The sequence below is a fragment of the Actinomadura rupiterrae genome, assembly GCF_024172125.1.
In the GTDB taxonomy this organism is placed as follows: domain Bacteria; phylum Actinomycetota; class Actinomycetes; order Streptosporangiales; family Streptosporangiaceae; genus Spirillospora; species Spirillospora rupiterrae.
The window spans coordinates 272,139-297,502 of sequence record NZ_JAMZEA010000012.1; the positions used below are offsets into that span (position 1 = coordinate 272,139).

At 66.6% G+C, this 25,364-nt stretch carries 19 protein-coding genes; 8 read left to right on the top strand and 11 right to left on the bottom strand.

The genetic code is table 11. The features are described from left to right. The first annotated feature begins 72 nt into the window (after positions 1 to 72). The 4 genes from FHU30_RS36490 (at position 73) to FHU30_RS36505 (ending at position 5,032) form a co-directional block, all read left to right on the top strand. Positions 73 to 1,635 (top strand): serine/threonine-protein kinase, encoded by a 1,563-nt coding sequence (locus FHU30_RS36490; protein WP_253882116.1) that lies wholly within the window; start codon positions 73 to 75, stop codon positions 1,633 to 1,635. 51 nt (positions 1,636 to 1,686) lie between these two features. Next, a complete protein-coding gene (locus FHU30_RS36495) occupies positions 1,687 to 2,328 on the top strand; it encodes a hypothetical protein (protein WP_253882117.1) in 642 nt (213 codons plus the stop codon). 127 nt (positions 2,329 to 2,455) lie between these two features. Further along, positions 2,456 to 3,772 carry a hypothetical protein gene (locus FHU30_RS36500; protein WP_253882118.1) on the top strand — a complete coding sequence of 439 codons (1,317 nt, stop codon included), beginning with the start codon at positions 2,456 to 2,458 and terminating at the stop codon, positions 3,770 to 3,772. A 612-nt stretch (positions 3,773 to 4,384) separates the two neighbouring features. Then, a complete protein-coding gene (locus FHU30_RS36505; protein WP_253882119.1) occupies positions 4,385 to 5,032 on the top strand; it encodes a hypothetical protein in 648 nt (215 codons plus the stop codon). Between the two features lie 1,729 nt (positions 5,033 to 6,761). Here FHU30_RS36505 and FHU30_RS36510 read toward each other — a convergent pair. The 7 genes from FHU30_RS36510 to FHU30_RS36540 all read right to left on the bottom strand — a co-directional run bounded on the left by FHU30_RS36510 (position 6,762) and on the right by FHU30_RS36540 (position 15,739). Then, positions 6,762 to 7,547, bottom strand: coding sequence for a transposase family protein (locus tag FHU30_RS36510; protein WP_253874741.1), 786 nt, complete (start codon positions 7,545 to 7,547; stop codon positions 6,762 to 6,764). Positions 7,548 to 7,927: 380 nt separating this feature from the next. Then, positions 7,928 to 9,481 (bottom strand): recombinase family protein, encoded by a 1,554-nt coding sequence (locus FHU30_RS36515; RefSeq protein WP_253882120.1) that lies wholly within the window; start codon positions 9,479 to 9,481, stop codon positions 7,928 to 7,930. 1,141 nt (positions 9,482 to 10,622) lie between these two features. Then, positions 10,623 to 11,411, bottom strand: coding sequence for a hypothetical protein (locus FHU30_RS36520; protein ID WP_253882121.1), 789 nt, complete (start codon positions 11,409 to 11,411; stop codon positions 10,623 to 10,625). Positions 11,412 to 12,142: 731 nt separating this feature from the next. Continuing rightward, complete coding sequence (locus FHU30_RS36525; RefSeq protein WP_253882122.1) at positions 12,143 to 13,579, bottom strand: tyrosine-type recombinase/integrase; 1,437 nt, start codon at positions 13,577 to 13,579, stop codon at positions 12,143 to 12,145. A gap of 143 nt (positions 13,580 to 13,722) precedes the next feature. Beyond that, positions 13,723 to 13,980 carry a helix-turn-helix domain-containing protein gene (locus FHU30_RS36530; protein ID WP_253882123.1) on the bottom strand — a complete coding sequence of 86 codons (258 nt, stop codon included), beginning with the start codon at positions 13,978 to 13,980 and terminating at the stop codon, positions 13,723 to 13,725. A gap of 231 nt (positions 13,981 to 14,211) precedes the next feature. Then, positions 14,212 to 15,090, bottom strand: a complete 879-nt coding sequence (locus FHU30_RS36535) for a hypothetical protein (protein WP_253882124.1) — start codon at positions 15,088 to 15,090, stop codon at positions 14,212 to 14,214. Positions 15,091 to 15,172: 82 nt separating this feature from the next. Further along, entirely contained in the window at positions 15,173 to 15,739 is a 567-nt protein-coding gene (locus tag FHU30_RS36540) for a recombinase family protein (RefSeq protein ID WP_253882125.1), read from the bottom strand. Positions 15,740 to 16,595: 856 nt separating this feature from the next. Between FHU30_RS36540 and FHU30_RS36545 the strand changes: the two genes are divergently transcribed. Beyond that, a complete protein-coding gene (locus FHU30_RS36545; protein ID WP_253882126.1) occupies positions 16,596 to 17,156 on the top strand; it encodes a hypothetical protein in 561 nt (186 codons plus the stop codon). Between the two features lie 614 nt (positions 17,157 to 17,770). On the opposite strand, the gene FHU30_RS36550 is transcribed toward FHU30_RS36545, so the two are convergent. The 4 genes from FHU30_RS36550 to FHU30_RS36565 all read right to left on the bottom strand — a co-directional run bounded on the left by FHU30_RS36550 (position 17,771) and on the right by FHU30_RS36565 (position 22,145). Next, on the bottom strand, positions 17,771 to 18,823 hold the full coding sequence (locus FHU30_RS36550) for a hypothetical protein (protein WP_253882127.1): 1,053 nt from the start codon (positions 18,821 to 18,823) through the stop codon (positions 17,771 to 17,773). Positions 18,824 to 20,080: 1,257 nt separating this feature from the next. Beyond that, on the bottom strand, positions 20,081 to 20,578 hold the full coding sequence (locus tag FHU30_RS36555; protein ID WP_253882128.1) for an ATP-binding protein: 498 nt from the start codon (positions 20,576 to 20,578) through the stop codon (positions 20,081 to 20,083). A gap of 917 nt (positions 20,579 to 21,495) precedes the next feature. Next, complete coding sequence (locus FHU30_RS36560) at positions 21,496 to 21,666, bottom strand: hypothetical protein (protein WP_253882129.1); 171 nt, start codon at positions 21,664 to 21,666, stop codon at positions 21,496 to 21,498. Between the two features lie 242 nt (positions 21,667 to 21,908). Beyond that, the gene (locus FHU30_RS36565; RefSeq protein WP_253882130.1) at positions 21,909 to 22,145 is read right to left on the bottom strand and encodes a hypothetical protein; all 237 of its coding nucleotides are present in this window, start codon (positions 22,143 to 22,145) and stop codon (positions 21,909 to 21,911) included. Between the two features lie 334 nt (positions 22,146 to 22,479). Between FHU30_RS36565 and FHU30_RS36570 the strand changes: the two genes are divergently transcribed. The 3 genes from FHU30_RS36570 to FHU30_RS36580 all read left to right on the top strand — a co-directional run bounded on the left by FHU30_RS36570 (position 22,480) and on the right by FHU30_RS36580 (position 25,363). Continuing rightward, on the top strand, positions 22,480 to 23,364 hold the full coding sequence (locus tag FHU30_RS36570; protein ID WP_301324204.1) for a helix-turn-helix domain-containing protein: 885 nt from the start codon (positions 22,480 to 22,482) through the stop codon (positions 23,362 to 23,364). 27 nt (positions 23,365 to 23,391) lie between these two features. After that, a complete protein-coding gene (locus tag FHU30_RS36575; protein ID WP_308211468.1) occupies positions 23,392 to 23,568 on the top strand; it encodes a DUF397 domain-containing protein in 177 nt (58 codons plus the stop codon). Positions 23,569 to 24,070: 502 nt separating this feature from the next. Continuing rightward, a complete protein-coding gene (locus tag FHU30_RS36580; RefSeq protein ID WP_253882133.1) occupies positions 24,071 to 25,363 on the top strand; it encodes an MFS transporter in 1,293 nt (430 codons plus the stop codon). Position 25,364: the final 1 nt, after the last annotated feature.

Sequence of the window (25,364 nt, forward strand, 5' to 3'; positions counted from 1 at the left end):
AGGCGATCTTGAGGTCAGCAAGATTGACCTTGACAACGGATACAGGTGAGCACGGACAGGAACCGAGTGCCCATGGACCGGATCGGCGAGCGCTACGACCTGATCGGCGAGATCGGCTCAGGCGGGATGGGTGCCGTCTTCCGGGGTTATGACGTCGTGCTGGACCGTCCGGTCGCGCTCAAGCTGATCCAGCCCACCATGATCGTCTCCCAGAAGTGGGCCGAGGAGATGGCCGCTCGGTTCCGGCGCGAGGCCCGCATCACCGCCAAAATCCGGCACCATGGCGTCCCACAGGTCTACGACGCCGTCCTCGACAACGCCCCCGCCGGCCAGCTCTACCTGGTGATGGAGCTGATCGAAGGCGTGAGCCTGCGCGCCTTCATCGACCCGGACGAACCGCTGCCGATCTCATGGGTCGCGGCGGTCATCGCTCAGATCGCTACCGTGCTCTCGCACGCTCACGCCGTGCCGGTCGTCCACCGCGATCTCAAGCCGGATAACGTGCTGGTCGGGCCGGACGGCACCATCAAAGTGCTGGACTTCGGGATCGCAGCGATCCTCGGCACGGACGTCACCAAGCTCACCGCCACCGGCAACCTGCTCGGCACGCGAAAGTACATGTCACCGGAGCAGATCCGCAGTGCCAAAGTGGCCCCGCAGAGCGATCTGTATGCCCTCGGGTGCATGGTCTACGAGTTGCTGACTGGCTATCCACCGTTCAACACCGAGTACGAGTACGAGTTGTACCGCCAGCACCTTGAGGAACCCCCCGTCCCGTTACGTCAGCTACGCGGGGACGTGCCCGAAGACCTGGCCGATCTCGTGCTGGAGTTGCTCGCCAAGAACCCCGAGAAACGCCCCACCGACGCGTACGCGGTGTACGAACGCCTGTTGCCCTTTCTGCCGATGCCCGGCACGCGCCAACTGGCCGTCCACGGCCACCTGGCCGAGATGCCCGACCCAACGCGCATTTACCGGCAGCCCAACGCCCCGCTGCCACGCGATGCCCATGAAGAGCCGACGATCCCGCCGCTGACGCGGCGAGACCAAGTACCGGCTCCCGGAACTCGGCTCCGTAGCGAGATAGCGATGGCGCGCGAGCAAGCTCTGGCACTGGTGGACGCTGATCGCAATGCGCAGGCAGCCGACATCCTCCGAGGCGTGATCGAGCAGGCCGCACCTGTTCTCGGCCCGGACAACTCGGAAGTTCTGGCGCTGCGCCTCCTCCGCGGAAGCGCGCTGCTCATGGGAGGCGACGCCCGCGCTGCCCTCCCGGTGCTCCAATCGGTCGCACGCGCCTACGCGCGAGTCAAGGGACCCACCAGCAGCATGGCCATCGCCGCGCGCAACTTCGTGGCCTCCTGCCATGCCCATCTGGGCCAAGCGACGGTTGCGCTGCAGGAGTACCGCTCACTGCTGAACGACGTCCGCGCCCTTGAGGGCGACGTCTCCGAGACCGCCTTGGACATTCGCCGCACGATCGGTGAACTCCTGCACCTTGAGGGCGATGTCCAGGGCGCGGCCGGATGCCTCGAACCTCTGTACGAGGACCTGTACACGGTGAAGGGCCCGAATCACGAGGAGACCCGCGAGGTCGCGGACCTACTCCAGCGTCTCCGGCTCGCCACCGACTGATCGTCCCCAGGCTTCGTTTTGCTCATCAGTTGGCATCAACAAGGAGGATGCGTGCTCGGCTACCAAGGGAACAGCGACTGGCGGGACATGTCCGAATACCTTGTGCACCTGACGGACGAGCAGGGCTTCGCGGGCATCCTCCAAAGCGGAACCATCGTCAGCGGCAATCCCTACGGCACAGCGCGGAAGCATCCAGAGCTCGGTAAGAGCCAGTACGCCGTGTGTCTGAGCGAGATCCCTCTCGATTACCTGCAAAGGCTCGCCCAACGTCGTGGTTGCTTTGGAATCGGGTTCCTCCGGGCATGGGTGCGTCAGCGCGGCGGCGCGCCGATCGCTTACTGGCCACGCGGTTCGGCCCCGGCACTGGCCTTCCAGCAGATCGTGAACGAAGCCATGAGGGGAGGCATCGATCCGGAGGACCCCGTGTGGGGCGCTACACCCTTCGTCGACAATCCTGGGGCCGGCAACGGCTGGACCTACGACTTCATCTGGGAACGAGAACACCGTGTCGTCGGCGACCTCGAATTCACCGAGCAGGATGTCGTCTTCCTTTTCCTGCCCGAACAATACCACGAGGCGTGGTCAAAGACCCTGGACAATCTGGACCTTCCGCAGTCATTCCAACCACCCCTCCTAGATATTAAATGGCCCATGCAACGCCTCCAGGAAGAGGTCAAGCGCGCCGACCTCTGAATACGGCATGCGCTCCCCCGCTCACACCACGGGAATATGCGTGACCGGCTACTGCGGCGTCCTGGAATGTTCGTTCTACAGAGCGCCCACAAACCTGCGATCTCTGCCCCCTCGGGAAAAGGAAACTATGGCCGTTCCACCGAGTGCCGATGGCGAAGAACTCGACCCGCTTTATGACTGTATTGAAGAACTGGACGAGTCGTTCCAGCAAGCCGCGTTCGAGTTCGCCGAGCTCGGCTTCGAGGTCGATGATGCGATAGCCGAGGCGAATTTCCCTGAGGTTGAATGCATGCTGCAAGCGCTTGCGCACCGGTCACGCTTCGTCGATTTGCGGGGGCTCGTTGAGCGTGCCCAACTGGCGGCCCTCCACGGCGCTAGGCCAATCCCGGATTCATCTTGGCAGGCCGAGCCGATACCCCGCGTCAACATCAAAGATTTGCCGCAAATTGATTCCCTAGCCGATAATGACGATGATGAGTACGGGGCGCGCATTGAGCAGGCTCGCCATACGCTCGACCAGTGGGGTGACCACATCCGAGAGCTCTTCCAATACACCGAAGACCTCTGGAGAACCATCAGAAGCGCCGCTTCGGACGGCGACATCCTCAAAGTAGTCATTGGCGTCGACCGCATAAGCGAGGTAGGCGACGCTGCCGATCACGCCTACGCCAGCTGGTCCGAGGCCGCCGCTGATGTCCACGCCATCGGCGGCCGTCTCCCTGGCATGGGTGGCGAAATGCTCGGGGCGTTCGAATCTTGGCTCTTGACGCAAACTCCTACGACACCGAAGCCCGCGTCACAGCAGAGGAGCACGCCTGCGGCCGAAGCACAAGCAGAAACTGACGAGACGCACCTGACTTCCCCGATCGCGCGAGACTATGAACGGCTCTTGAGAGCGATGCTGAGCGTTGCGGAGACTTCAGAAGCTGCGTGGCCGCTCCACTCCCTCGATGGGTTTCTGAAGCCGTGGTACCGCGACGAACTCCTCAGCCGTGAGGGGAATCTGTCTTGGGGCGACTGCCAGAAGGACTTGGAGGGCGTGTTCACGGGCGCGGCCGTGCACGGGACGCGGTACGCCGAGCTCCGCAAGCAGTTGTTCTCCGACATCCATCAGATCGGCGACGAACCTCCATGGCGGAAGGTCGGGATGCCGTTCTCTCGGAACTTCGCGGTCTGTGCCTTGTGCCAAGCCTTTCAGCGTAACCCCATCTACGTTCTCCGGTCGGTAGGGCCGTTCAGCGACCACGGTTGGGAACTCACCATCGTCAGTGAAGGCGCTGAAGCCACCTTTCAGGTCCACACCCGGCTCGATCCTGGCGAGCAGCATGTGGTCCACGTCGATGCCCCCGATCTGCGGGACAGGAACATCGATCAGCCTGGCGCTTACGAGCAAGTCGGGCACGGGTTCCGCTGCTTGGGGTACACCCCGTTCCTCAAGCGCTGACGGGAGCATCCGCTCAGAGAAACCTCCGCAATTACCGGGAGCTCAGGTCGCCGAAGCCCTACCGGCCCTTGTGGATAGCATCGACTACGAAACTTCGGTTTAGCGAGAGATGATCTCCCAGAGTCCTGCTCTCGCGCTGCACGCCTCGCTCCCCGGGATGCAGGGGCGGCAGGGCGAGGTCGACTGCTCCGATCGGCAGCATGTCCAGAAATTCAGGGGGCAGAGCGAGCGCTGAGCTGCTCGCGGCGTTCCGAGCGCAGGCGGCCTGATCAAATGGCAGCTCCCTGAAAGCGTCCGCGGGCTCAGCTGCCGTCCCACATCGCCTTGTAACGGACATCTGCGCGATAGTCCGTCCGACGTGACCGAGAGTGCCACGGACAACGCAATGTGCAGATTCGACCTGGATCACAGAAGCGCCCGCAGCATCCTTTGGCCTGATTCGGTCACAGCGTGCACCAGAGGCGGCGACTGACAGGACACCCTGACATTATTAGCTACAACTGATCGGGCCGTCCGAGGTGACAGATGGGTACGTCCAGAGTTCCTTCGTCCGCAGACGCGAAGCGTTTCACCACTGCCGTGACCCTAGAGTTGGCCACCCCGCGAGCGGTCATGGACGGGTTCAGGCTGCTCGGTTTCGACTGGTCACCGGTCCCGTTCGGCGAATCTTCGCTGACCATCGAGTCTGGCCTGTACGCATGGGTCGATGGTCGGGGCATTGCCATGGATTCGGCATCACCTGAACCACCGGAAGATCCGCTGGATCGTGGGGTTCTCTATTGGGGCATCGGGAAGGGGAACGAAGGAGTCCTAGGCCGGCTGCATGACGAGGTCAAGTGGGTGACCGACGACGCCACCCATGGCCATGGGATGGCGATGCATGCACGCCTGGCATCGCCGGTCGTAGGGCCTGTGAGTCGCGACGACGGCTACGACATCTCGTGGATCGACCAGCTCCTCACGGAGCATGGTGCGCAGCAGGTCCGCCTGTGGCTCGGGGACGCCAGCCTAGGGGTAGTGCAGAAGGCAGAACAGCTCGCCATTCGACTCGTTCTCCATCTCGGAGACGTCGGGGCGCCTGTCCAGAGTTTGTTCAGCGGAGCATGGGCCAACGACCACGCCGCCGACTGGGCGGCATGGGGGATCAGCCAACGGCTCAGGTCATGTCGGTTCGAGGGGGTCGACACTGCCCAGAGCCTGACACAAAATGATTCTTCCCCCACAACGACCTGTGTCTTGCGCTCGAAGTCTCTTGGTTAGCGAGATCGCCTGGAACGTCGTCTCAGTTCGCGGGCCCGACGAGCCGCATAATCTTTGTGTCACTCTTCAGCTTGTTCGGCCTGCCGGTGAATGCCTAAACCTCCGCCAACAGATCCCGGTCGATGCGGCTGGTCAGCTTTGGGGAAATCAGCTCCAGGAGCTCGTCCCGCTTTTGCTGGGCTAACCTGATTTGGAGCCGACCGGAGATGGTGGTCGGTGGACGCACGGAGCGCGAGGCTGGCTTGGCCGACGTCGAACCGTTCGATCAGCCAACATTAGATCCCGTCGGCGGCCCAGGCGACGCCATGGCCGTTGGCGGGGAACACCTCCACGATCGCCTTAACGTACTTGGTGGACAGCGCCGCAAACACGTTGCCCCTATCTCCCACCAGGGATTCCAGAGCCCAACCGGAAAAACGGAGGGATTGAGACATCGACAGCAAGCCGCCCCAAGTCATCTGCGATCTGCATGATTGGCCCACGAATTACTGCTTGCCCTCTTGTAGACGAGCGGCCGAACTGGAGCGAAAGGCCGCGCTCCTGCAACTCATCGAAGAAGTTCAACACCTGTCCATTCTACTAGAACGATCGACAAGTATCGAAGAGAACCGCGAAATCCGAAACTCTGCCAGGGTACTCGAAGCCCGAGTTTCCCTCGATCCGGCACTACTCTCTCAGGTCAGACACATCCGCAAGAGAGCCGAGGCCAAAAATAAGAAAATTCGCAACGAGAAGCGCGTAGCAGAGTTGCCTCAAACAACGGCCGCGCTAGAGAAGGTGGAGCGACGACTCCACCAGCCGATGGCTGACCTGAATGATGCCTACCAGCTAAGAAGGGAGGCGCATCAGATAATTGAAAATATTCCAAGGGGCCAAGAATATTTTGATCTGAGAAGGCAAGCAATAACAATCGCGCGGCTAATTGATGACAGATTGGAAAGTATCAAGCTAGCCGAACGGCGGAGAGTCACATTCCCTAAACCTCTGAAGGCCAGCCGCACGGACAAGATCAACGACTGGGTACTTAAAACTTACGGGCCGAAGGTGATCTTTATTTCACCCTCTGGAACCGCCCATCTCGCTGGTTGCCGTTCTCTGGGCGGGCTAGCCAGATTGCCAACCGGCTGGGGGGCTATTAGTAGGCCTGGCCCCTACCTCTGGCTTCGCATTTCGGAGAGATTTCCCGCCCAGGCAACCGTCGGCAACACGTCACTGACCGCGATCCAACGCTGCCGGTGCTGTCTCCACCATGGCGACGACGGCCTCTAAGCTCAACATCCAGCGTTAGTTCGCACGCACAAACGCTGTCCGTCTCACGGGAGATTGGCCCCCGATGGCAGCAATGACAGCCGATGTAAAGTAAACCGCCTCATCCGCATCGCCGACGGACTGCAGATCCCCGACCTGCTAGCTCGGATCCTGCTCGGCCTGGCACCGGCCCGGCCCGACGCCCCCCAACCCCGGCCGTGGCTGACCGTCCGGGTGGTCCGGCCGCTGACGTTCTCTACGCGCGAGCGGAGGTAGTCCGATGATCGCGATCAGCGAGGCCAGCACGACGAAGTTCTCTCCGCGCGGGCGGAGGTGGCCGGATTGATCGGCTGGCAGGTGAACGTCGACTCTACGATCTGCGCGAGGATGCTCCGCAGTTCGAGGCGCCGCTGATATTGGGTGGCCTGCCGGTGAAAGCCAGGCTCGTGGCTGCTTCTTCTGTCTGTCCACTGAACCCATTTCATCCTCGGGTGGTGGCTTGAGCGGCGCGGTGGTTCTGGAGGACGGCGATGGCCTTGACGAGGTGGCCGGTCTTGCTCGGGCTGCAGCGCAGTTTCCGCAGGACGCGCCATGACTTGAGCTGCGCGTTCGCGCGTTCGCCCGGCCCGCGCAGCTTGGCGTGCGAGCGGTTGGCCTGCTTCTGCGACTCCGGCTTGTTCTTGCCCTTGTAGGGCGTGATCACGACCGTGGCCTCGGCGCCTTGGTAGGCCTTGTCGGCCAGGGTGAGGATTCCGGCCCGCTCCAACTCGCGCAGGATGCCCCACAGTCGGGCGGCGGCCAGGTCGTGGGCTTTGCCCGGCAGCGCCCCCGATGTCCACAGGATCGTCCCGTCCGGGCCCGCGATGACCTGGATGTTCATGCCGTGGACGCGGTGCTTGCCAGAGAAGTAGGGCCGGTCGGCCTTGACTCGGTCGGTGTGGATGAGCGTCCCGTCCAAGATGACGTGGGTCAGCCCGTCCCGGCGGGCCTTCCCGAGCGCCTGGGTGAGCTTGGGTGAGCGGACCGACAGCAGCATCACGGTCTCCTCCACATACCGCCACGCCGTTGACACCGACACCTCAAAGCCCGCGGCGATCTCGGCGAACGTCTCGTCTTTGCGCAGGTGGACCAGCACCAGCAGAGCCTGCCGGCCGGGGTTGAGCAGCCGCCACACCGACCCGATCGCCTTGCGACGGCGGCGAATCAGCCCAGCGACGTAGTTCAGCGTTGAACGCGACAAATCGACGGCAGCACGATAGAACAGCACGCAGAAGCCCCTGGTTCCTGGACGTGGTGGTTGTGGTGATCAACCCGTCTACCAGGGGCTTCTCTGCCTCATGGACCGAATCCGTAACCCGCGATCATGCTGTGACCTGCGAGACCTCACCGGCGGATGAAATGGGTTCACTGATACGGGTACCCACCTACCGTGATCTGGCGGGCATCGCCGATGGGGCACCGTGCGGGCCTTAAACGGGCGGTGGTGATCCCCCACCGAGCGGGCTTTCCGCTCGGCCCGAGCGCTCTCCGGCGGACGCTGCGGCTGCCGGCTGAGAGGACGTCGAGTGTAAGCGGAGCGGTGTTGGTGCCCATGGGTTGACTCCCTGGTGCGGCTGTTGGCTGCCAGGCTGGCCTTGGAGTGCAGGGTCAAGATGACGAGGCGCTGACACCGCAGCTCCAAGTCGTGCGGAGCCGCACCATCGGGCGACGGCTGCCTATGGTGGATGCCGACAGGTCGGCATCGATGTTCATCTCAGCGGTGATCTCTCTGCCTTCCGGGTGGTAGGTCAGGCGGACACCAAGTTGGTCGTACAGCCGGTTCTTGCCTGGTTCTGCGGGGTCGGCGAGCATGCCGGTGATCGCTTGTAGCGACTCGGTGAGGTGGGTGATTTCGTCCTCAGTCAGTGCGTTGGCCTTCGCTTTACGCGCGATGGCGAGTTGTTGTCGCGCGGCGTCCAGCTCGGCCCGGGTCTGGGAGGACCATTCGGCGACCAGAACCGGATCCACGCCTGCCTCGATCGCCGCTCGGTGGTGCGAGAGTTTGGCATCGCACTCGGCGATCTTGGCCGTTGCCTGCTCGACGGCATGCCCACGGGCCTTGGATCGTCCATCGCCGCATTGATCACGGATGGTCTCTGCGAACTGCTGCGGGGCGAGTTGCTCACCGATCCAGGAGTTCAGGCGGCCCAGCACGTGACTTTCACGGACGTAGACGCTGCGCGGGTGCTGGAAGTCGCCCGCCAGGGCGTACTCCTTGGGGTACCTGCACCGGTAGTAGAGAAGGCCCGCGTTGTTGCTGGCCTGCATCCGCCGGTTGCACAGGCCGCAGTGAATCAGTCCGCTCAGCGTGTAGCGAGGTCTGGCACGGCGCGAGTAGCGGCCCTTGGCGCTGTGGACGCGGGTGTTCATGATCGCCTGGACGTGGTTGAAGCTGTCATCGTCCACGATGACCGGGTGGACGACTTTCTGAGAGACCACCCAATCCGCGCGGTCGTTCCAGCGCATCCGGGTCATGTGCCCCAGGGCCACATCGTCGATGTCGATGAGGATCTCGGTCTTGCGCTGCTTGTTCCATACTTGCCGGCCGGTGTAGCGCGGGTTGATCAGGATGGTCCTGACTGCGCCCGTGGACCAGGCCCGGCCATCGCGGTGCGGGTTGCGGGCTTTGTCGTGTGCCGATGGACAGGGGATCCCGTCCCGGGTCAGCCCCTCAGCGATGGCCAGGTAGCCCTTGCCCAAGAGGAACTCGTGGAAGATCCGCCGGACGACGGCTGCTGCGGGAGGGTCGACTTCCAGTTTGTGGAGGCGTTTGCCGTCGGTGGCCTTGGCCGGGTTGGGGTGGGGGCCGGCATCGGCCAGACGGAATCCGTAGGGCGGCCGACCTCCGAGGAAACGCCCCTCCGTTGCGGTGATAGCGCTCATTGAGGCACGCACCCGGGTCTTGATGCGGTTCCGTTCGCCCTTGGACAGGCCGCCGTAGACGCTCATGATCATGTCGTGTGCCTCGTTGGCAGGGTCAACCGGACCACCGACTTCAGGCACCCACAGCCCGATCTTGAAGTGTTCGAAGATCGGGAAGGTCAGGCTGTACTGGTTGCCGTAGAAGGCACGCTGCGGCTCGCCGACACCACCGCATCGAAGTCGCGTTCGGGATCCTTGAGCGCCCCCAGGAGCCTGGACGCATGCGGACGACGCTGCCACGGGATAGACCGTGAGGCATCGACATCGAAGTACTCGGCAACGATCACGCCACCGTGTGATTCGATGAGGATCTGGGCCCGGCGGCGCTGCCATGCGCAGGAGGCCATCGGGTTCTGATGATCCTCGGTCGATACACGACCGTAGAAAGCGAACCGGAGACGGCCCGCCTCCCCGGTGGCGCCAAGCCCTTTCGTGGACCGGACAGGCGGTAGCTGGCTAGACACAAAGACTTCCCTTCCGCAAAGCGACCCAACCCTTCAGATGAACGCTTCCCGTGTCCGAGGCGCAAGCCCGAAGAACTGGCCACTCACTCACCATGGAATGGTCCCTCGATCATGCCGTACCCAATTCATGAGCCCGACTAGCTCATACCTTTCATCAAATCTGACCCGCGGCCACTCGACCGCTACCCAGGGGCCCAAGACGAGATCCGCCTGCAGACGACATCGGATGGTTCATAAATCGGCATTTGTACGCCCGAGTCCGGACCTGCCAACGCTATGCGCAGAGAGATGAATCACAGTGGCCACTAGTCCGCAGGTTCCAGGTTCACATCCTCCGCGGCCGCACAAACCTGGCTAGCGCGTTCGCCAACCTGCCAGGAGCAGCTGCTAAATTTGAGGCGATCCCATGCCCCGCACAGCACCGACATGTAATCGACAATGGGCGCGAATGGAATGAAATGTCGAATCCACCCAAACCGATGCGGTTGCTCCGTGGTCGCTCGGTGATTTTGGCCGGGCGCGGTAGCGGGCGGTACGGGGGGCCACGCGAAACGGGCGGGGGCGGACAGGGGCCCATGTTTCGGCACGGGGCGGGTTTGGCGGGACGCGCCAACCGTGGCTTCTAATCTGCCGGTCGGGGGTTCGAATCCCTCTGGGCGCGCCCGGTCTGACCTGCGAAAACACCAACCCGTTCGCGGCGGATCACCGCTGATCACCGCCCGTTTCGCACCGATTTGCCGCCGTGTCTGCTCCGTGGTCGCTCCGTGGTCGTCCCGACGATCACCCGGTCCCCCGCGTCACCCCACGTTAGGCCCGCCACGCAAGTCGGCCCGTGGGCCTTTGATTCGACCGTGGGACCATTCCGGGACGGCCGCCAGCCCGGCCAAGTCCTTCGTCCGTCCTCTAACGCGGATCTGCTAATTGGACCGAGTCTCGCAGCGATACGCATAGCCCAACCCCGCCGCGATAACCCAGTCAGCCGCTTCCCTCTCCAGTTGCCAGGGCTTAGTTAGGAGAAGTTCGTGGAGACGATCACGGTCAGTGACCATGTCCGGTTCTGGGGACAGGTGCGTCCGGAACTCGCCGTCCTTACCCCAGTGGCCATGCCCCGGGTCGTCCAAGGCGGTCATGAACGCACCCACGCGATCGGGCCAGGTGGGATGGCTCCACCATCGAAGGCCCGCTCCGTGTGCTGCCGCACGCTTGAGCGCGAAGACCGAGCCATGCCGCTCGACCCCGGCCAAGATGCTACCCAACGCCAGATCGGCCTCGTCCTCGTATTCGGCGAGTCGGCGACCGGCGAGTTCGCCCAAGGTCTGCCCCGTTGGCAGAGTCCTGCCAGGGTTGATGAACCAGCGGTAGAGACGTTGCATCAAACGCTCTACGTCCTCGAAGGGGAGCGTCTGCAGGTCCACTGTCCTGGAATCCTCTGAAAGCCCCGTCTCGACGAGCCAGCCCGCCAAGCGCTGCTTGACCCGCCATGTGGTGTGGCTGTTGACCCGCATCATGTCCCCGTCGTGGAGCAGCCCATCCGCATGCCAGTTCTCAACGCAGGTGTTGCGCCAGACTCCGTTCGTGATGCCCAGAGCGAGCAAGCCGACGACCGGGCCGAGCGTTTCGGGGTCAACGCCGCCCCGCTCACGAAGCAGTTCGTTGACGACCTTGAGCTCTTGTTCCGAGGTGAACCGCTCACCGCTCCTCGCCATCGTCCTCTCCAATCTCCGCAACGTCAGGGCCCTACTGGCACCCTGACGTATCCGACCATGCCGTGTTCGCTAAACGATCGTTCTTCCAAGAGAGCGGTCCGTCCCGCTTCGCATCCACGACGAGAAGCAGGGCAGAGCAACGAGCCCACATCCCGCTCTCCAGTCGTGAGCCATGCGGCCCGCGGTGGGCGGTCGCGATCTTCCCGCCGACACATTGGCGAGCGGCGGCCCATGCCGGGCGCCGTGCTCGGTCGATGGTCGCTCGGTGGTTTCGGTAGGGCGTGGCAGCGGGCGACACGCGAAACAGGGCAAGGGAGGATGGGCTGACACGTCGCGACAGGGCCGCGCCGTCATCGTGATGGGTGGCGGTGGTTTCTAATCTGCCGGTCGGGGGTCCGAATCGCTCTGGGCACGCAGGGTCCTGACCTGTGAAAACACCAACCCGTTCGCGGCGGATCACCGCCGATCGCCGCCCGTTTCGCACCGATTTGCCACCGTGTCTGCTCCGTGGTCGTCCTGACGATCATCGGACCCCGCGTGTCATCCCACGTCAGCCCCACTATGGGTGTCGAACGGTGCGGGCGTTGATGGGCCGTGTGCCCGTTGGGGGGGTGGCCGGTTATCCCGGGTGGGGGTGCCACGTGTGGGCGCCTGTCGGCCCCGTCAGGACGCCGGGCGGGGGCGTTCGGACGGGGCCGACGGGTCGGTATGCGGCGGTGCCGGTGGCGCGGTTAGATCGTCCCTGCCGCGCGCCAGGGTTCGGCGTTGAGGATGATGGCGGCGGCGTCTTCGGCGGACTGGTGCGCCAGCTGCGGGAGCAGGCTGGTGTAGATGTCGGCGGCGATCGACAGCGACGACAGGCGCAGCGTTGCCTGGACGGTCTTCATGTCGTGTCCGGCGGCGAGCAGGAACGAGGCCGCGCCGTGCCGCAGGTCGTGCAGCCGGACCGGCGGCAGCCCGGCCTCCATGGCCAGCAGCTCGAACTGATCGGTGACCTTGTTCGGATTGACCAGGCCCCCGGTCTCGTCGGTGAACATCAGGCCGGTGTCGAGCCAGGCTTCGCCGGCGGCCAGGCGGTCGGCGTTCTGGCGGGCCTTGTGGGCGCGTAGGACGTTGACGGTGGAGGTGTCCAGGCTGATGGTCGCCTCCCCCGCTGCCGACTTGGTCTCGCCCTCGATGGTTTCGCCGCCATGCTGAAGGATCTGGGTTCGGATCGTCGCGGTGCGCTGGTCCAGGTCCACATCGCTCCACCGCAGCCCGCACGCCTCTCCACGCCGCAGCCCCCGGAAGGCGACCAGGTAGTACAGGGCGTACCACCGGTGGCGCTCGGCACGTTCCAAGAACGTCCTGGTCAACGCTGGGGTCCAGACCATCACCGGGGACGGGCGGGGCGCTCCGATGTAGGCGTCGATGCGGTTGAGCTGCAGGTCGTGCCGGGTCGGGTTGCGCTCACGCAGGCGCCTGCGGCGCGCGTTGACCTGCGCGGTGTAGACGGGCAGGTCCTTGCGCCACTGCGCGATCCGCGCCTCGGTCCACACCAGCGCTTTCGGCGCCTTGCCGGACGGCAACTCCACCAAGGCGGCAACGTTGACCTCGATCCGCCGCTCCTTGATGGCCTTGTTCAGCGCGCTGCGCAGCGTGGCGCGGATGCGCTGCTTGGTCGCCGCCCCGACCGTGCGGCGCCCCTTGACCTGGGCGAGCAGGTCCGGGTCGCCGGACTCGCGCGCTTGGGTGATGAGTTCGTTGTGGTCGTCGATGGCCTCGAACATGTGGTCCACGTGCGTCACCCGCAGCTTGTCCAGCTCCAGGTGCCCCAGGTGGGGTTTGAGGTACAGGCGCACGTGCCCGGCATAGATGCGGACGGTCCCGGGCCGCAGGCTCTTGCGTCCGGTGATCCACTGGTCGAGGTACTCGCCCACGGTGATCGACCCATCGAGGTCCTGCCCGGTGCGGACCTTGCGCCGCACCATGTCCGGATCGGGAAGTTTCTCGGTCGCCTTGACCGTCGCCTCGATCAGGTCGGCGATCTGCACCGCGAGCGCGGAATCGTCGCCCGCGATGTTGAGCAGTTCCCTGGCACGGTCCAGCTGGCCGATCGCCTCATCTTGGAGGGCGAATCCGCCCCGGCGCAGCGGGCCGCGCCTTTTGCCGTCAGCTTTCCGGGGCATCTCCAACTGGTAGGTCCACGAGCCGTGCGTGCTGCTCCACCGGCCCTCGCCGCGATACAGCTGAGGACACCTGCGACCCAGCTTCCTGCCCGCCTCGTCCCGGCAGCCGCAGGCTTTGAAGGTACTTCCGCTTGCGGCCATGATCAGCTCTCCTTCCGGTTCGTACTCTGCGTCGCAGGTGCCTCGGGCGCGCCGGTCACCGTGAGACCAAGGAAGGTCTGCAGGTCGCTAGTGCGGACCCGGTAAGAACGGCCGAGTTTCCAGAGCGCGAGCGGGAACCGGCCGGACCGGGCGAGTTCATAGGCGCTGGTGCGGCCAACGCCCAGCGCGCGGGCGGCGGTGACCAGGTCGATGGTGGCGGGAAGCCGCCGGATCTGGGCGGCCGTCAGCCCCCTGCACACCAGCGGTTCACGGCGTGTCCGGGGCGGAGGAATCGCCCGGGGGCAAGAGGCGGGACGGTGTCTTGTGGCGGGCGAGTTGGAGCCACCGACGATTTTGGGTTCGGACACGGAACATCCCTCGTGGGTCGAATGGTGCAGGGAAGCAGAAGCGATGAGGTGACGAGCCGGGGACCGCGCCCGGCCGGGGCGGATGTGGAGCGTTCCGGTACGGCCGGGCGCGGGCTTGCCGGGTTACTGCCAGACCGAGGTGGTGTCCCACTGGTCGGTGTTCTGGTCGGGGCGTTCGCGCATGTAGATCGCGTCGGTGAGGCGGAGCTGTCGGTGCCCGGGCAGGTCCCAGCGGCGGCGGCCGTGGCTGATCCAGATCTGGATGCAGCCGGTGTCGATCTTGAGTTCGTCGCCGTGGTCGCCGGTGGCCAGAGTCGGCAGAGCGTCCAGGGTGGGCCGGTCGATGGCGGTGAGGTTGGCCGTGTCGCCGGTCGGGAGCGCGAGGCGGTAGGCGTCGGCGGGGTCAAGGCCCAGGGCGTAGGTGGCCAGGAGGCGTTCGGCGGCCCACTGCTGGGTGCATGCGCCGATCTGGCAATGGCGTTCCAGGTAGTCGTCCCAGTAGTGGATCTCCCACGCGGGCGGGGTGGTCTGTTTGCGGATGAGGTATCCGGCGTAGGCGTCGTTGACGTGCAGGCGCAGGATGAAGTCGCCGCGCTGCCAGTCCAGCCGCGGGACCTGAAGGACGGTGACCGGGTCGCCGTCCCAGAACATCGCCGGGTTCGGGCAGCCGCCGATGGCCTGGTCGCCGCAGTTGAAGCGGATCAGGGCCCTTCCGCGGCCGGTGGGGTCGGCAGCCCCACCACCGGGATCGAGCCGGTCGATGCCACCGACCCGGTAGGCATTGCCGCAGTCGGCGTGGAAGACGATCAGGTCCCCGATCTTCACCTGGCCGGTCGGACGGGTGGTCTCGCGGGCACCGAGAGGCCGGTCGTCGCCCCACACGGCGGGCGGGGTCAGGTAGCGGTCCCGGTTGATGTCGCGGTTCACGCCCGGGCCCGCCGCAAGCCTCCCCGAGGCGGGGCCGCCGGACGTCTGGGCGTCGAACGAATGCGATCCGGTCATGCGAATACTCCCTGGTCTGTGAGGCCTGGCCCGGCCGCGCTCGGTGACGGGGCGGCGCGGCGCGGCCGGGCGAGGGCGGCGGTTACCGGTCGAGGTGGTGGGGCCGGGCCTGCGGAGGCTTGCGGCCGGTGGGCGGGCCCGCCTGGGTGATGTCGGGGAGCGGGATGCCGATGAGGATCCGCATCAGCAGGGCATCGACCTCATCGCACGCATCCAGGGGTCCGTTGACGTCGGGGATCCACAGCCGCGTGCCGTAGAAGTCCAGGAAGGTGATCACGTCCCACAGGGGCGTGGCTCCGAAGGTGCGGACGTCCAGGTCCCCGACGACCACGGCGTCGAACTCGTCCTGCCGCAGCGCCTTGATCAGCGCGCGAGCCTGGGGAGCCTTGCCCCACGGCAGCCTGGACAAGGGCGGGACCCCGTTCACCCAGGCGGCCGGGCCGTTGTCGAAGTACGCGGCGACGATCTGCCCACCGACCGGGCCGATCACCTCCCGCGCGACGGCGAGTTGCTGGCTGCGGCGCGCCGGGGCGAACGTGGGGCTGCCGTAGGCCCGGCCGTAGAAGGCGAACCGCGGCGGAGTGTCGAGGTTGTCGCGTGCGGGAGGGACGGGTGGATCGGCAAGGCGGCGATTGCTCGGCTCGGTCATCGTTCTCGGCTCCTTGGGCAGGCGGTGGTCAGAGGCAGAGAGACAGGTGAACGCGCCCGCATGCCGGGCCCGGCATGCGGGACGGGGCGGGCGATGGCGGCGTCCAAGCGCGCATACGCGCACCTGTGCGCGCGCTGGGAACCGTCGTCGGCGGACGGGCCCGGCGCGGTACCGGACGGCCGCCCGAGGCGTCGTGGTGACGTGCGGTGGTGGCCATGGATGGATGAACGCTCCCCTCCGCGATCAAGGACAAGCCCGGGCCCGTGCGTCTTGATCAGGGCGGTTCTGCTTGCTGGGAGCGCGATCCGCCGGGAGGAACTCCGACCGGCTACTGGGGCGCCCAAAGAACAACCGGGGACGACGGCGTATCCGTCATCGGTTGGGTGACTTGGAACGCCGCCCGTTCCCATGCGCCTCTTGAAGCCCGTCGACAACGCCGATTCCCGCGCTGGACACGGAAAGAACTGTCCAAAGAACTTGACCTCAAGTCCCGAGCCCGGGCATCTATGCAGGTCAGCGGAAAGATTGGAACTTTACGAGGAGCCTGAAAGGGGCCTCGACCTGTAGAAGTTCGCGGGCGTCCGCTAGGTCCGAGCCCGCCTCCCTCCGCAAGCGGTTCGCTCGACCTCCGTCAGCGAGCGGGCCACCGGGCGGGGCCGGCGAGACCACACTCCTCACCGGCCACGTCCTTTCGCCGCGGATCTCGGCTGCCTCGGCCCGTCGATGTCGCCCCCGAGTCGTGGCTTGCCCTTGATCCACGCAGGTGGGGGTCCATACCGGTCCGATCCCGTCCGGGACCGGACCGCCCGGCGCGCGGGCCGCGCACCGGCGCGCCGCCCATCCGAAGGGGAACACCATGACCGAATCTCGCCCCGCTGACGCTGCTCCGCCCGCCGGTGGCGCGAATGGCGGCCACTCCGACGGCCCGACCAGCGCGCGGCCGGGCACCGTGCCGAGTCCGGTGCCGATTCCGGTCGGGCTGGCGCGGGCCGTGCACGGCCTGGTCGACGCCTACGCCCTGGCCTCGCTGATGACCCCCGACACCGCAGGCACCACCCTGGACCTGCACGCCGGACTGGTCGGCGTGCTGCCGTTTCGGCCCGGGCTCACCCACCCGAGTCGGGCGTGGGACGCGCGGGTCGACTGGGCGGCCCTGATCCTGTTCCCGACCACCCCGACCCCGATCCGCTTCCCCATCACCGAGAAGCGGCTCGCCGCCGACACCGCCGCCGCCCAGGTCCACCTGTTCCCCGCAGCGGCGTTCACCGAGCGCGCCTGGCACACCGGCGGCACCTTCCAGCACATCGACAACCTCGGCGCCCACGCCCCCGGCACGTTCTGGATCAACCTCGACGACGCCACCGCACGCGGTGACCTCACCCCCTTCCAGATCCGGGTTCCCGATAAGACCAGCTGATCAAGTAGACAATCAGGTTGGGTTCTCGGCGGGGCGGCCCGTGTGGGCCGCCCGCCCTCTTCTCCCCGGAGCATCAACGTCCCTCGCGTCCCGCAGAGGTCTCGCGCGTCGAGCACCGAGGCCGCCTGACCGGCTCGGCACCGCGGCCGGCCCTCCAGCAGCCCGAGACGAACGCCCTCCGGGGGCGGCCAGCCCGTCGGAAGACTGAACCACCTCCCACCAACGCGCCGCCCTATGAAGCACGCCGACTCGAGATGCGTCCCCAACACGACTCCGGGGCGGGGCGGGGCGGCGGGGGACGACGCGCTGACGTGGCCATACGCGCCCGATCATCACCCCCGGGATGCCCCGGCCTACCATCGCCCGTGCCCGCCACGCCACGGCGCTCACGCGCCCGTTCGACCCGTCCGGAGCGGACACCCGACCGGGGGCGGCGGCACCGGACCGGGCAATCCCTCACGGGCCCGCGAGGGCGGCGCGCAACACCACACGTCCCCGGCGGATCGGAGACCCCGGACGCGCCAGCCGGAAACGCGTCCAGCCCCGCCACACGCCGGGGGCGTGTGGCGGGGCTGGAGGCCCGGGCTCGCCGGGCCCGTGGGCGCGTCGGGTCGCTAGGCGGCCGTGGTGGCCGCGTCGTCCGTGGTCGTGTCGGCGGCCGGGGTGGCGGGGGTGCGGTAGCGCATCGGCTTCTCACACGTCAGCTCGGCCTCGCCCTGGTTGGCCATCGTGGTCAACGCGTTGGCGACCGCGCCGGACGACCGGTCCAACACGCGCGCGATCTCACCGGGGGTGAACTCGGTACCGGGGTGGGCGGCCAGGTGCGCGGCCACCAGCGGACGCAACGGCGTCGGGGCCTTGCGGTCCCCGACCGCGACCGGACCACCCGACGGCACCCCGCCACCGGTGGCGGTCCGGGCCCGGCGCGGGCGCGCATGGCCGGTCGCGACCCCCAACGCCCCCACCGCGTCGAACACCGGCGCAAGCGCGGTAGTGATCGCGGCCTGGTCCGCACCGCCCGCTACCGCCGCATACGCCGCCGTCACCGCCGCCAAAAGATCCGCCAAACCCTCACGCGCCGCCTCCGCCGCCCGCGCCCGCGCCAGCTCGGCCTCGACCGCCGCCCGCCGCGCGTCCTCCTCGGCCTGACGCCGCTCCAGCTCGGCCGTGGCGGCGGCCCGCCGGTCGGCCTCGGCCTGCATGATCTGCATCGCGCTGGCGATCGCCTCCGGCGTGAGCGCCGCAGGCGCCGGGGCGTCCGACGTGACCGTGACCGCCGCGTCCGTGACCGCATCGCCCGCGTCGTGGGCGTCCGAGTCGTCCGTCGCAGGGCCGTCCGCCACCGCGTCGGCCGGGGACGCGGCGGGCGCGGCGGGCGCGTCGGGCGCGGCGGACGTGAGACGCCACACGTCACCCTCACGGACGACCCGGTCCGTCGCGAACATGATCTTGAGGACGTCGCGGGTGATCTTCTGCGTGGTCCCCGCCGCTTTGGCGATCGCCGCGACCGTGCCGCCGCCGGTGGCGGTGAGCGCGTCCCACACCCGCCGCCCGTCGTCGTTCAACCCGGCCGGGAACGCCGGGACGGCGGCCCGGGCGTCGGCGGGGGCGTCGGGGTTGGCCGTGGGGGCGGTCGTGGTGTTGGCGGGGGCGGTGTTCGCGGCCATTTCAGGGCTCCTATTCCTGTCGTCCCGGCGCTCACGTTTCGCGCCGCCGGGCCCGGTGTCGTTTTTTCGTTCTACATTCATCATCCCTCGATAGTCGCCATTCCACACGCCGAACGCGCGGCGAATGGCATCACCGAAACGGCTGGAGAGGCTTCCCTAACAATGCGCGCGCCCAATAGATCTACGGACACCGGGCACGGAAACACTTGACCGCCACCCCAACGGCACCAGCTGGCACGACCATAGACGCGAGCAGACCGCGCGATCTCGACCATCGAGTCATCATGATCTGCCCCGACTCGAGACCGGATCGCCTTTCGCGGCGCCTCGACGAATGCCCGCGCCCTGCCCGCGAGCAGTTGCCGATCGGGGAACCCACGCTTCCATGGCCATGAGAAGCGAAGAGAAATGGGAGAAGGGAGGCTGTAGCCGGGGATGAGCTGCGAGTCATCCGACCTGGCCGGGCCCGCGCTCTCACCTACTACCTGTCGTCTATAGGGACGAGTCGGAGGCACTTCCCATCCCCCGACACGCGATCCCACCTGCGACGAGGCACATCCCTGCCCCGTCTCTTCTTAAGGAGACCACGGAGAAGACCACGGAGACGGACACAGAACAGACCACCAAAAACGACGGCCAAACCAGACGCTTCCTACGTGTTGTGGCGCTACGTCCCTCCGACGGTTCCATCTCCCATAAAAGCGTCAGCGCTTTCCGCGGTGGAGGCGGTCAGATCCGCCCAACGATGTCCCGGTAGAGCTTCACCGTCCACAGGCTGGACTTCATTCTCGGTTTCCGAATGCCTCATTCAGGTTGTTGCCACACCGGGAGTATCCAGTTCCATTACCGACAGTCCTCGTCTTCCGTCCGCACGACAATCTTACGAGAGCGAAGAACATCGCACGGCCCTTCAATCGGTCAGCACAGACCGGAACCGAGCGTGGCTGGCCGAGCGCCGCTCGGCTGGTCATCTTGATGCAGGGTCGGCCGTGCAGCTTGTTTCGCCGCCCTGCCGCAAACCGTTACCCCGCGCTGGTGAACTTTCGGTAGAGCTGGCTGAGCTGCGCGACCGGCCATTTACCGACGTCGGTGAGATCGCGTTGAGCTACTGAATGCGCCGTCCGATCGACGACCGGATACCTGAAAGCGAGGACCCGCCCGTTACGTCCGAAACGACGCAACCGGACGGGGCCCCGGGAGCCCGGCTCGTCTATCCTGAGCCGGGGACCAGCCTGTTACGAGCAGGCTGGTCCTCCCTTACGACACCAGCAGCATCGGCTGCTGCGGCAGGTCCTCCAGCGAGGTGTCGAAGTCCAGATCGACCCACACCGTGTGGCCCAGGGCGCTGCTGCCGTGCACGCCGAGGCTGACCGACAGGTCGTACAGCATCCGCAGGCCCCGGCCGTTCTCCCTGGTGGGGCAGCTGCGGTAGCCCTCCGGGAGGACGGTCGGGATGCCCTCTCCGCCCAAGTCGGTGACCGCGACATAGACGAGCTTGGCGTACACCAGCTCCAGCCCGAACCAGCCGCCGTTCCCGGCGCCCGAGATCGAGTGCCGCAGCGCGTTGCCGGCCAGCTCGCTCACAGCCAGCGCCACCAGGCTCTCGCACGGCGCCCCGGCGAAAAGATCCTGGGCCAGCTTGCGCGCGTACGGGACCTGCTCGGCCTGCCCGGGGAACACCCGCCGCCACCGCATCTGCGGCCGCGAGTGCAGCCACTCCGCCGCCGATGTCCGTGCCCACTTCGTGTCTTCCATTTGTCCGTTCCTCCTTGCTTGCGCGCCCGCTGACCGATCAACGGTCCCCACATGCCACGGGGCATGCCACGGGCGAACCGACCGACATCGCCCCCCACCTCCCACACCAAGGTCAAGACCCGCGGGAAGCCGGAGCTGCTGCGCCGCCCCCGCCGGGGGCGGGCTCGCGTTCTCAGCCCGACGATCAGCCCGACCCCGGCCTTGCGCGCCCAGGCGCCTCCGGCGTCGCCCTCGGGATCGGGTCGGAGCGGGCGCACGGTGTGGGCTCGGATGGTGCAGGGATCGCAGTCCGGCCAGCCCGACGCCGAAGGCCCGGTCCCGGCCCCTCGCCCCTGCGATCGGGGACGTGCGCGCACCCACCGTCGACCGCGTCGAGCACAACCACCGAGGGGGAAGCCCTGCTCGACGTTCGGATGGGGTTCGAGCCATTCCTGTTCTCCGCCCTGTCGGTTCGGCCCGACGGCCCCGCGCTCTCGGACGGTTCTCCCTCAGACGAGGGATCTCCTGCCCCGCCGTCATCGAAGGGGACTTGCCAGGCGGCTTGTCCCGCTTGGCGCGCAACCCAAGGTGCTCCTGGATGGTCTCCCCCACCTCGTCGCGCTCCCGGCTCTCGATGGCCTCGACCATCCACGGGTAAACGCCGTAGAGCGTCATCGACTCGGCGAACGCGCCGGCGACGATCGGCAGTGCGGCCCGCAACGCCTCGTCTGCGGGCCGCTCGTCGAGGCTGGCGAGTTTCGGACGGGCGGCATGGTCGGCGGACGTCTTGATCAGCGAGACGCGCACGGCCTTCAACCCGGGCGTGCTCAGGTGGGTGCAGTAGGAGTTCACGATCACGTCCGAGATCCGGGTCGGGGTGGTCAGTGACCAGGGCCCCAGACTCCGGTTCTGAACAGACCCGGCCGGTGGGCTGTCGTTCATACCGCTCTCGCCCTTCGGGCCAAGGCGAACAGGACGCTCTGCTCGGCCTGGATCAGCTCGTTCGTCGGCGCCAGCCGTTCGGCTTGGTCCTGGCCTGCGGCAGCCCGGTAGAACCACCACTGACCAAGGTCGGGGACGTAGCAGCAGCCCACGGTCAGCGCTCGCACAGGCGAGTCCTGTGCGTTGAGTCGACCCACGGGGATCACGTTCAGCACGAGTTCTTGATCGATGACCGCGAACCCCGCGACGATGCCGTCGTGTCGTCCAAGTCGTGTCTGAAGGTGCGACAGGTAGGTGACGCGTTCGCGTTGTGGGACACATGGCTCAAGGTCGGCGCGCTGTATCTCCTCTGGCGGCGGTGCGGTCAGGTACCCGCCCGTCCGCCCTCCGTCGTGCCTTCCTGACATGGTCACGACGACACCGCACGCTGCTCACCTTGCGACGCTTCGGCGATCGCGACCCACTGAGCCAGAATATTGTGCGCCTTGCAGATCACCACGATCTCGCTGACCGTCTTCGCCTCGACCTGTTCCAAATACCCGTAAATGAGCTGGTAGTCGGTTAGCCCGCCGACCCGGCGCGCCACAACCAGCCCACCGACCCGCTCGGCGTGCCATCCTGGCCACAGCGGCCCCAGGTCCTCCACGCCACCCGGGCCGCTGGGGCCTCCATTCGTCGCCGCAGATGCGTCTACCATGGGCGACACCTCCTCCGTGTTGGGGATGGTGGCCGCGTGGCCGGGGGAGTTTCCTAGGCTCAGACCCCGGCCACGCGGCGGCTTTACTTCATCGTGTGGTCCCCCGCGCGATGTCGCCACGGCGCCACAACGGCCACCCAAGATCAGCGAGAGCCGGTGTGATGCAGGCCATCGGCGACAACTCCCCACATGCGATCTGTGTCCTACGGCATACTGTCAGCATGCACTTAGCATTGGCGTCGTGCAAGTGCATCGCGAAGATTCACTCGAACCCTCGGAGATGATGCGTGTGGCGAGACTGGCGAGTCCTACGGTCCCCCGTCGCCGCCTGGGGGCAGAACTGCGACGCCTCCGTGAGCGGAAGGGCATGACCGGCCAGGACGTAGCGGCTCAGCTCAAGGATCGAACCGGTCGGCGGTGGTCGGACTCCAAGATCAGTCGCATCGAAACCGGGCGCGTATCCGCTACGGTCGGCGACGTGCGGGACATGCTGGACCTCTACGAGGTGACGGATCCCGACACCCGCAACGCCCTCTTCGGGCTCGCTCGCGAAGCCGTCCAACAGGGCTGGTGGCAGCCGTACAACGATCTCCTGTCCCGCAACTACGCGACATTCATCGATCTTGAGGCGGCCGCAGCCTGGATGCGCATCTTTGAACCACTCGTCGTCCCTGGGCTCCTTCAGACTCCCGCGTACGCGCGAGAGATCATCCGCAAGGGCGGGCCCCTGGAGCTTGACGAGAACGAGCTCGAACGACGAGTCGAGCTCCGGATGCGCCGTCAGACGGTGGCCCAAGAGTCCGGACTCTCCCTGTGGGTCGTTCTGGATGAAGCCGTCCTCCACAAGCAGGTCGGAGACAAGCAGGTCATGAGGGCGCAGCTGGAACGGCTGGTGACGGAAGCTCGCACCTCACGGCTCGCCCTCCATGTCATCCCGTCGGAGAGCGGTGGACACGCTGCGACCTCCGGCGCCTTCGGGATCTTCGTCTTCCCCGACGATGATGATCGGGATTCGGTGTATGTCGATACGATGGCCGGGACCCTGTATCTGGATCGCCCGAGTGACGTAGCCGCCGCGAATCTGGTGTTCGACCACCTCCTCGTAGCGGCTCTGAACTCAGACGATTCGCTCGCGTTGATCGCTGCTGTCGCAGAGAAGTACAGATAGCTGGAGGCGACCTTGAGACCAGACCCGGTGTGGCGGAAGGCTACGCGCAGCGAGCAGACCGGTCAGTGCGTCGAACTCGCCGCCCTTGAGACCGGGATCGGTGTGAGGGACAGCAAGAGCCCCGACGGGCCGAAGCTGGTACTCGACCGCTCGTCGTTTCACAGCCTCGTCCTGGAGATCCGTACCGGCGATCCCGAGAAATAGAACGCCTTCATGCTCGCCCTCGGCCGGAGCGCTCGGCCGAGGGCGTGTCGGTTTACGGCGCCTCGCGGTCTGGGCAGGCCCGGATCTGGTCGCGTAGACGTTCGGCGGCGGAATCGCGGCCGTAGGTGTCCAGGGCGGTGTGGAGCTCGCTCATACGGTCGGCGACCCGGATTGAGGCGAGTTCGCCGGCGAGGGTGAACGCGATGGTGATGGCGGCCGCAGGGTTAAGTGACGTAAGAGGTTGCGGGCGGGTTGAGTGGCACTCGGCGAGTGATGATGCCTCGGCAGGTCGGCCGCTCCCGTTCCTGCGCGGGGTCCTTGGGGAGGTGCTGGCGGGAGGCTCCTGGGAGCCGGCCCTCCGCCATGACATCGCCTGTCTCCCGGCCGAAGACTTGGTCCAGGTGCGGCCAATACCTATCCAGGGGTCTGGAGGTCGGGTTGGTGATGTTGTTGCAGGCTGGGAGGCTGAGGGGTGTCGGCCTGCGACGGTCTGGGGTGCTGTATGCGGCGGGTGGGTCCGGGTGACAGATTCCAGGACGCGGTGAGGCCACTGCGGGACTCCCCTGCCTATCGCCGTTATGTCGCGGCGCGGCTGGTGTCTCAGACCGGCTCGTCGATGTCGCCGCTGGCGTTGGCGTTCGCCGTCCTGGAGATCGGCGGTGGGGCTGGTGGCATCGGGATCGTGCTCGCCGTGAGCATGGTCGCGCAGATGGCGTTGATGCTGCTGGGCGGAGCGATCGCCGACCACGCTCCCCGGAGCCGGATCATGATCACCGCGCATCTGATCTCGGGGGTGCAGCAGGCCGTGGTCGCCGTCCTCGTCATCACCGGCCGCGCGCAGCTGTGGGAGCTGGTGACGGCGTCCGCGGTGGCGGGCAGCGTCGGTGGGTTCTTCGGTCCAGCCGCCCAGGGCATGGTCCGCCAGTTGGTGCCGGTGGAGATGTTGCGGGAGGCCAACGCGCTGCTGCGTCTGACTCAGAACGTGATCAAAGTGGGGGCGCCCGCCGTATCGGGTGTGCTGATCGCGGTGGTCGGGCCGGGCTGGGCCATCGCGTACGACAGTGCGACGTTCTTCGTGGCGGCGTGGATGCTGTCGCGGGTCCGGGTCCCGTTGACGCCGATCAAGAACAAGCATGTGTTGGAGTCGTTGCGGGAGGGGTGGAGCGACTTCTTCTCCCGCCGCTGGTTGTGGATCATGGTGGCGCAGTCTGCTGCGTGCTGTACACCGTGGCTGATCGGCTACCAGGTCCTGGGCCCGTTGTATGCGAAGGGCCATCTCGGTGGCGCGGCGGCGTGGGGCGCGGTGGTGGCCGGGTTCGCTGCGGGGCTGATCACCGGGTCGCTGGTGGTGCTGTTGCTGCGGCCTCAGCGGGTCGGGCTGGTGGCGTGTGTGGCGGTGTCGTTCGAGGCGTTGCCGCTGGCGGCGCTGGCCGTGCACATGAGCGTGCCGATGCTGGTGGTGTCCGCGTTCGTCACCGGTATCGGCCTGGACGTCAGTATCAACACCTTCGGCACCTACCAGCAGCGGGAGGTGCCTCCCGGGATGCAGGCCCGTACCTCGTCCTACAGCCTGCTCGGCCAGCAGCTCCCGGTCCCGTTGGGGTATGTGCTGGCCGGGCCGCTGGCCGCTGCGGTCGGGCTGGTGCCAGCGCTGGCCGGGTGCGCGGTGGTCATCGTGGTCATCGCGTTCTTGCCATTGCTCAGCAGCGAGGTCCGCGCGATGCGCCTGCCCGCGCCGCAGCCGACGCCCGTCCCCGCGCTGCCGGTGGAGGCTGCCGGGGCGGCGCGGACCTGAG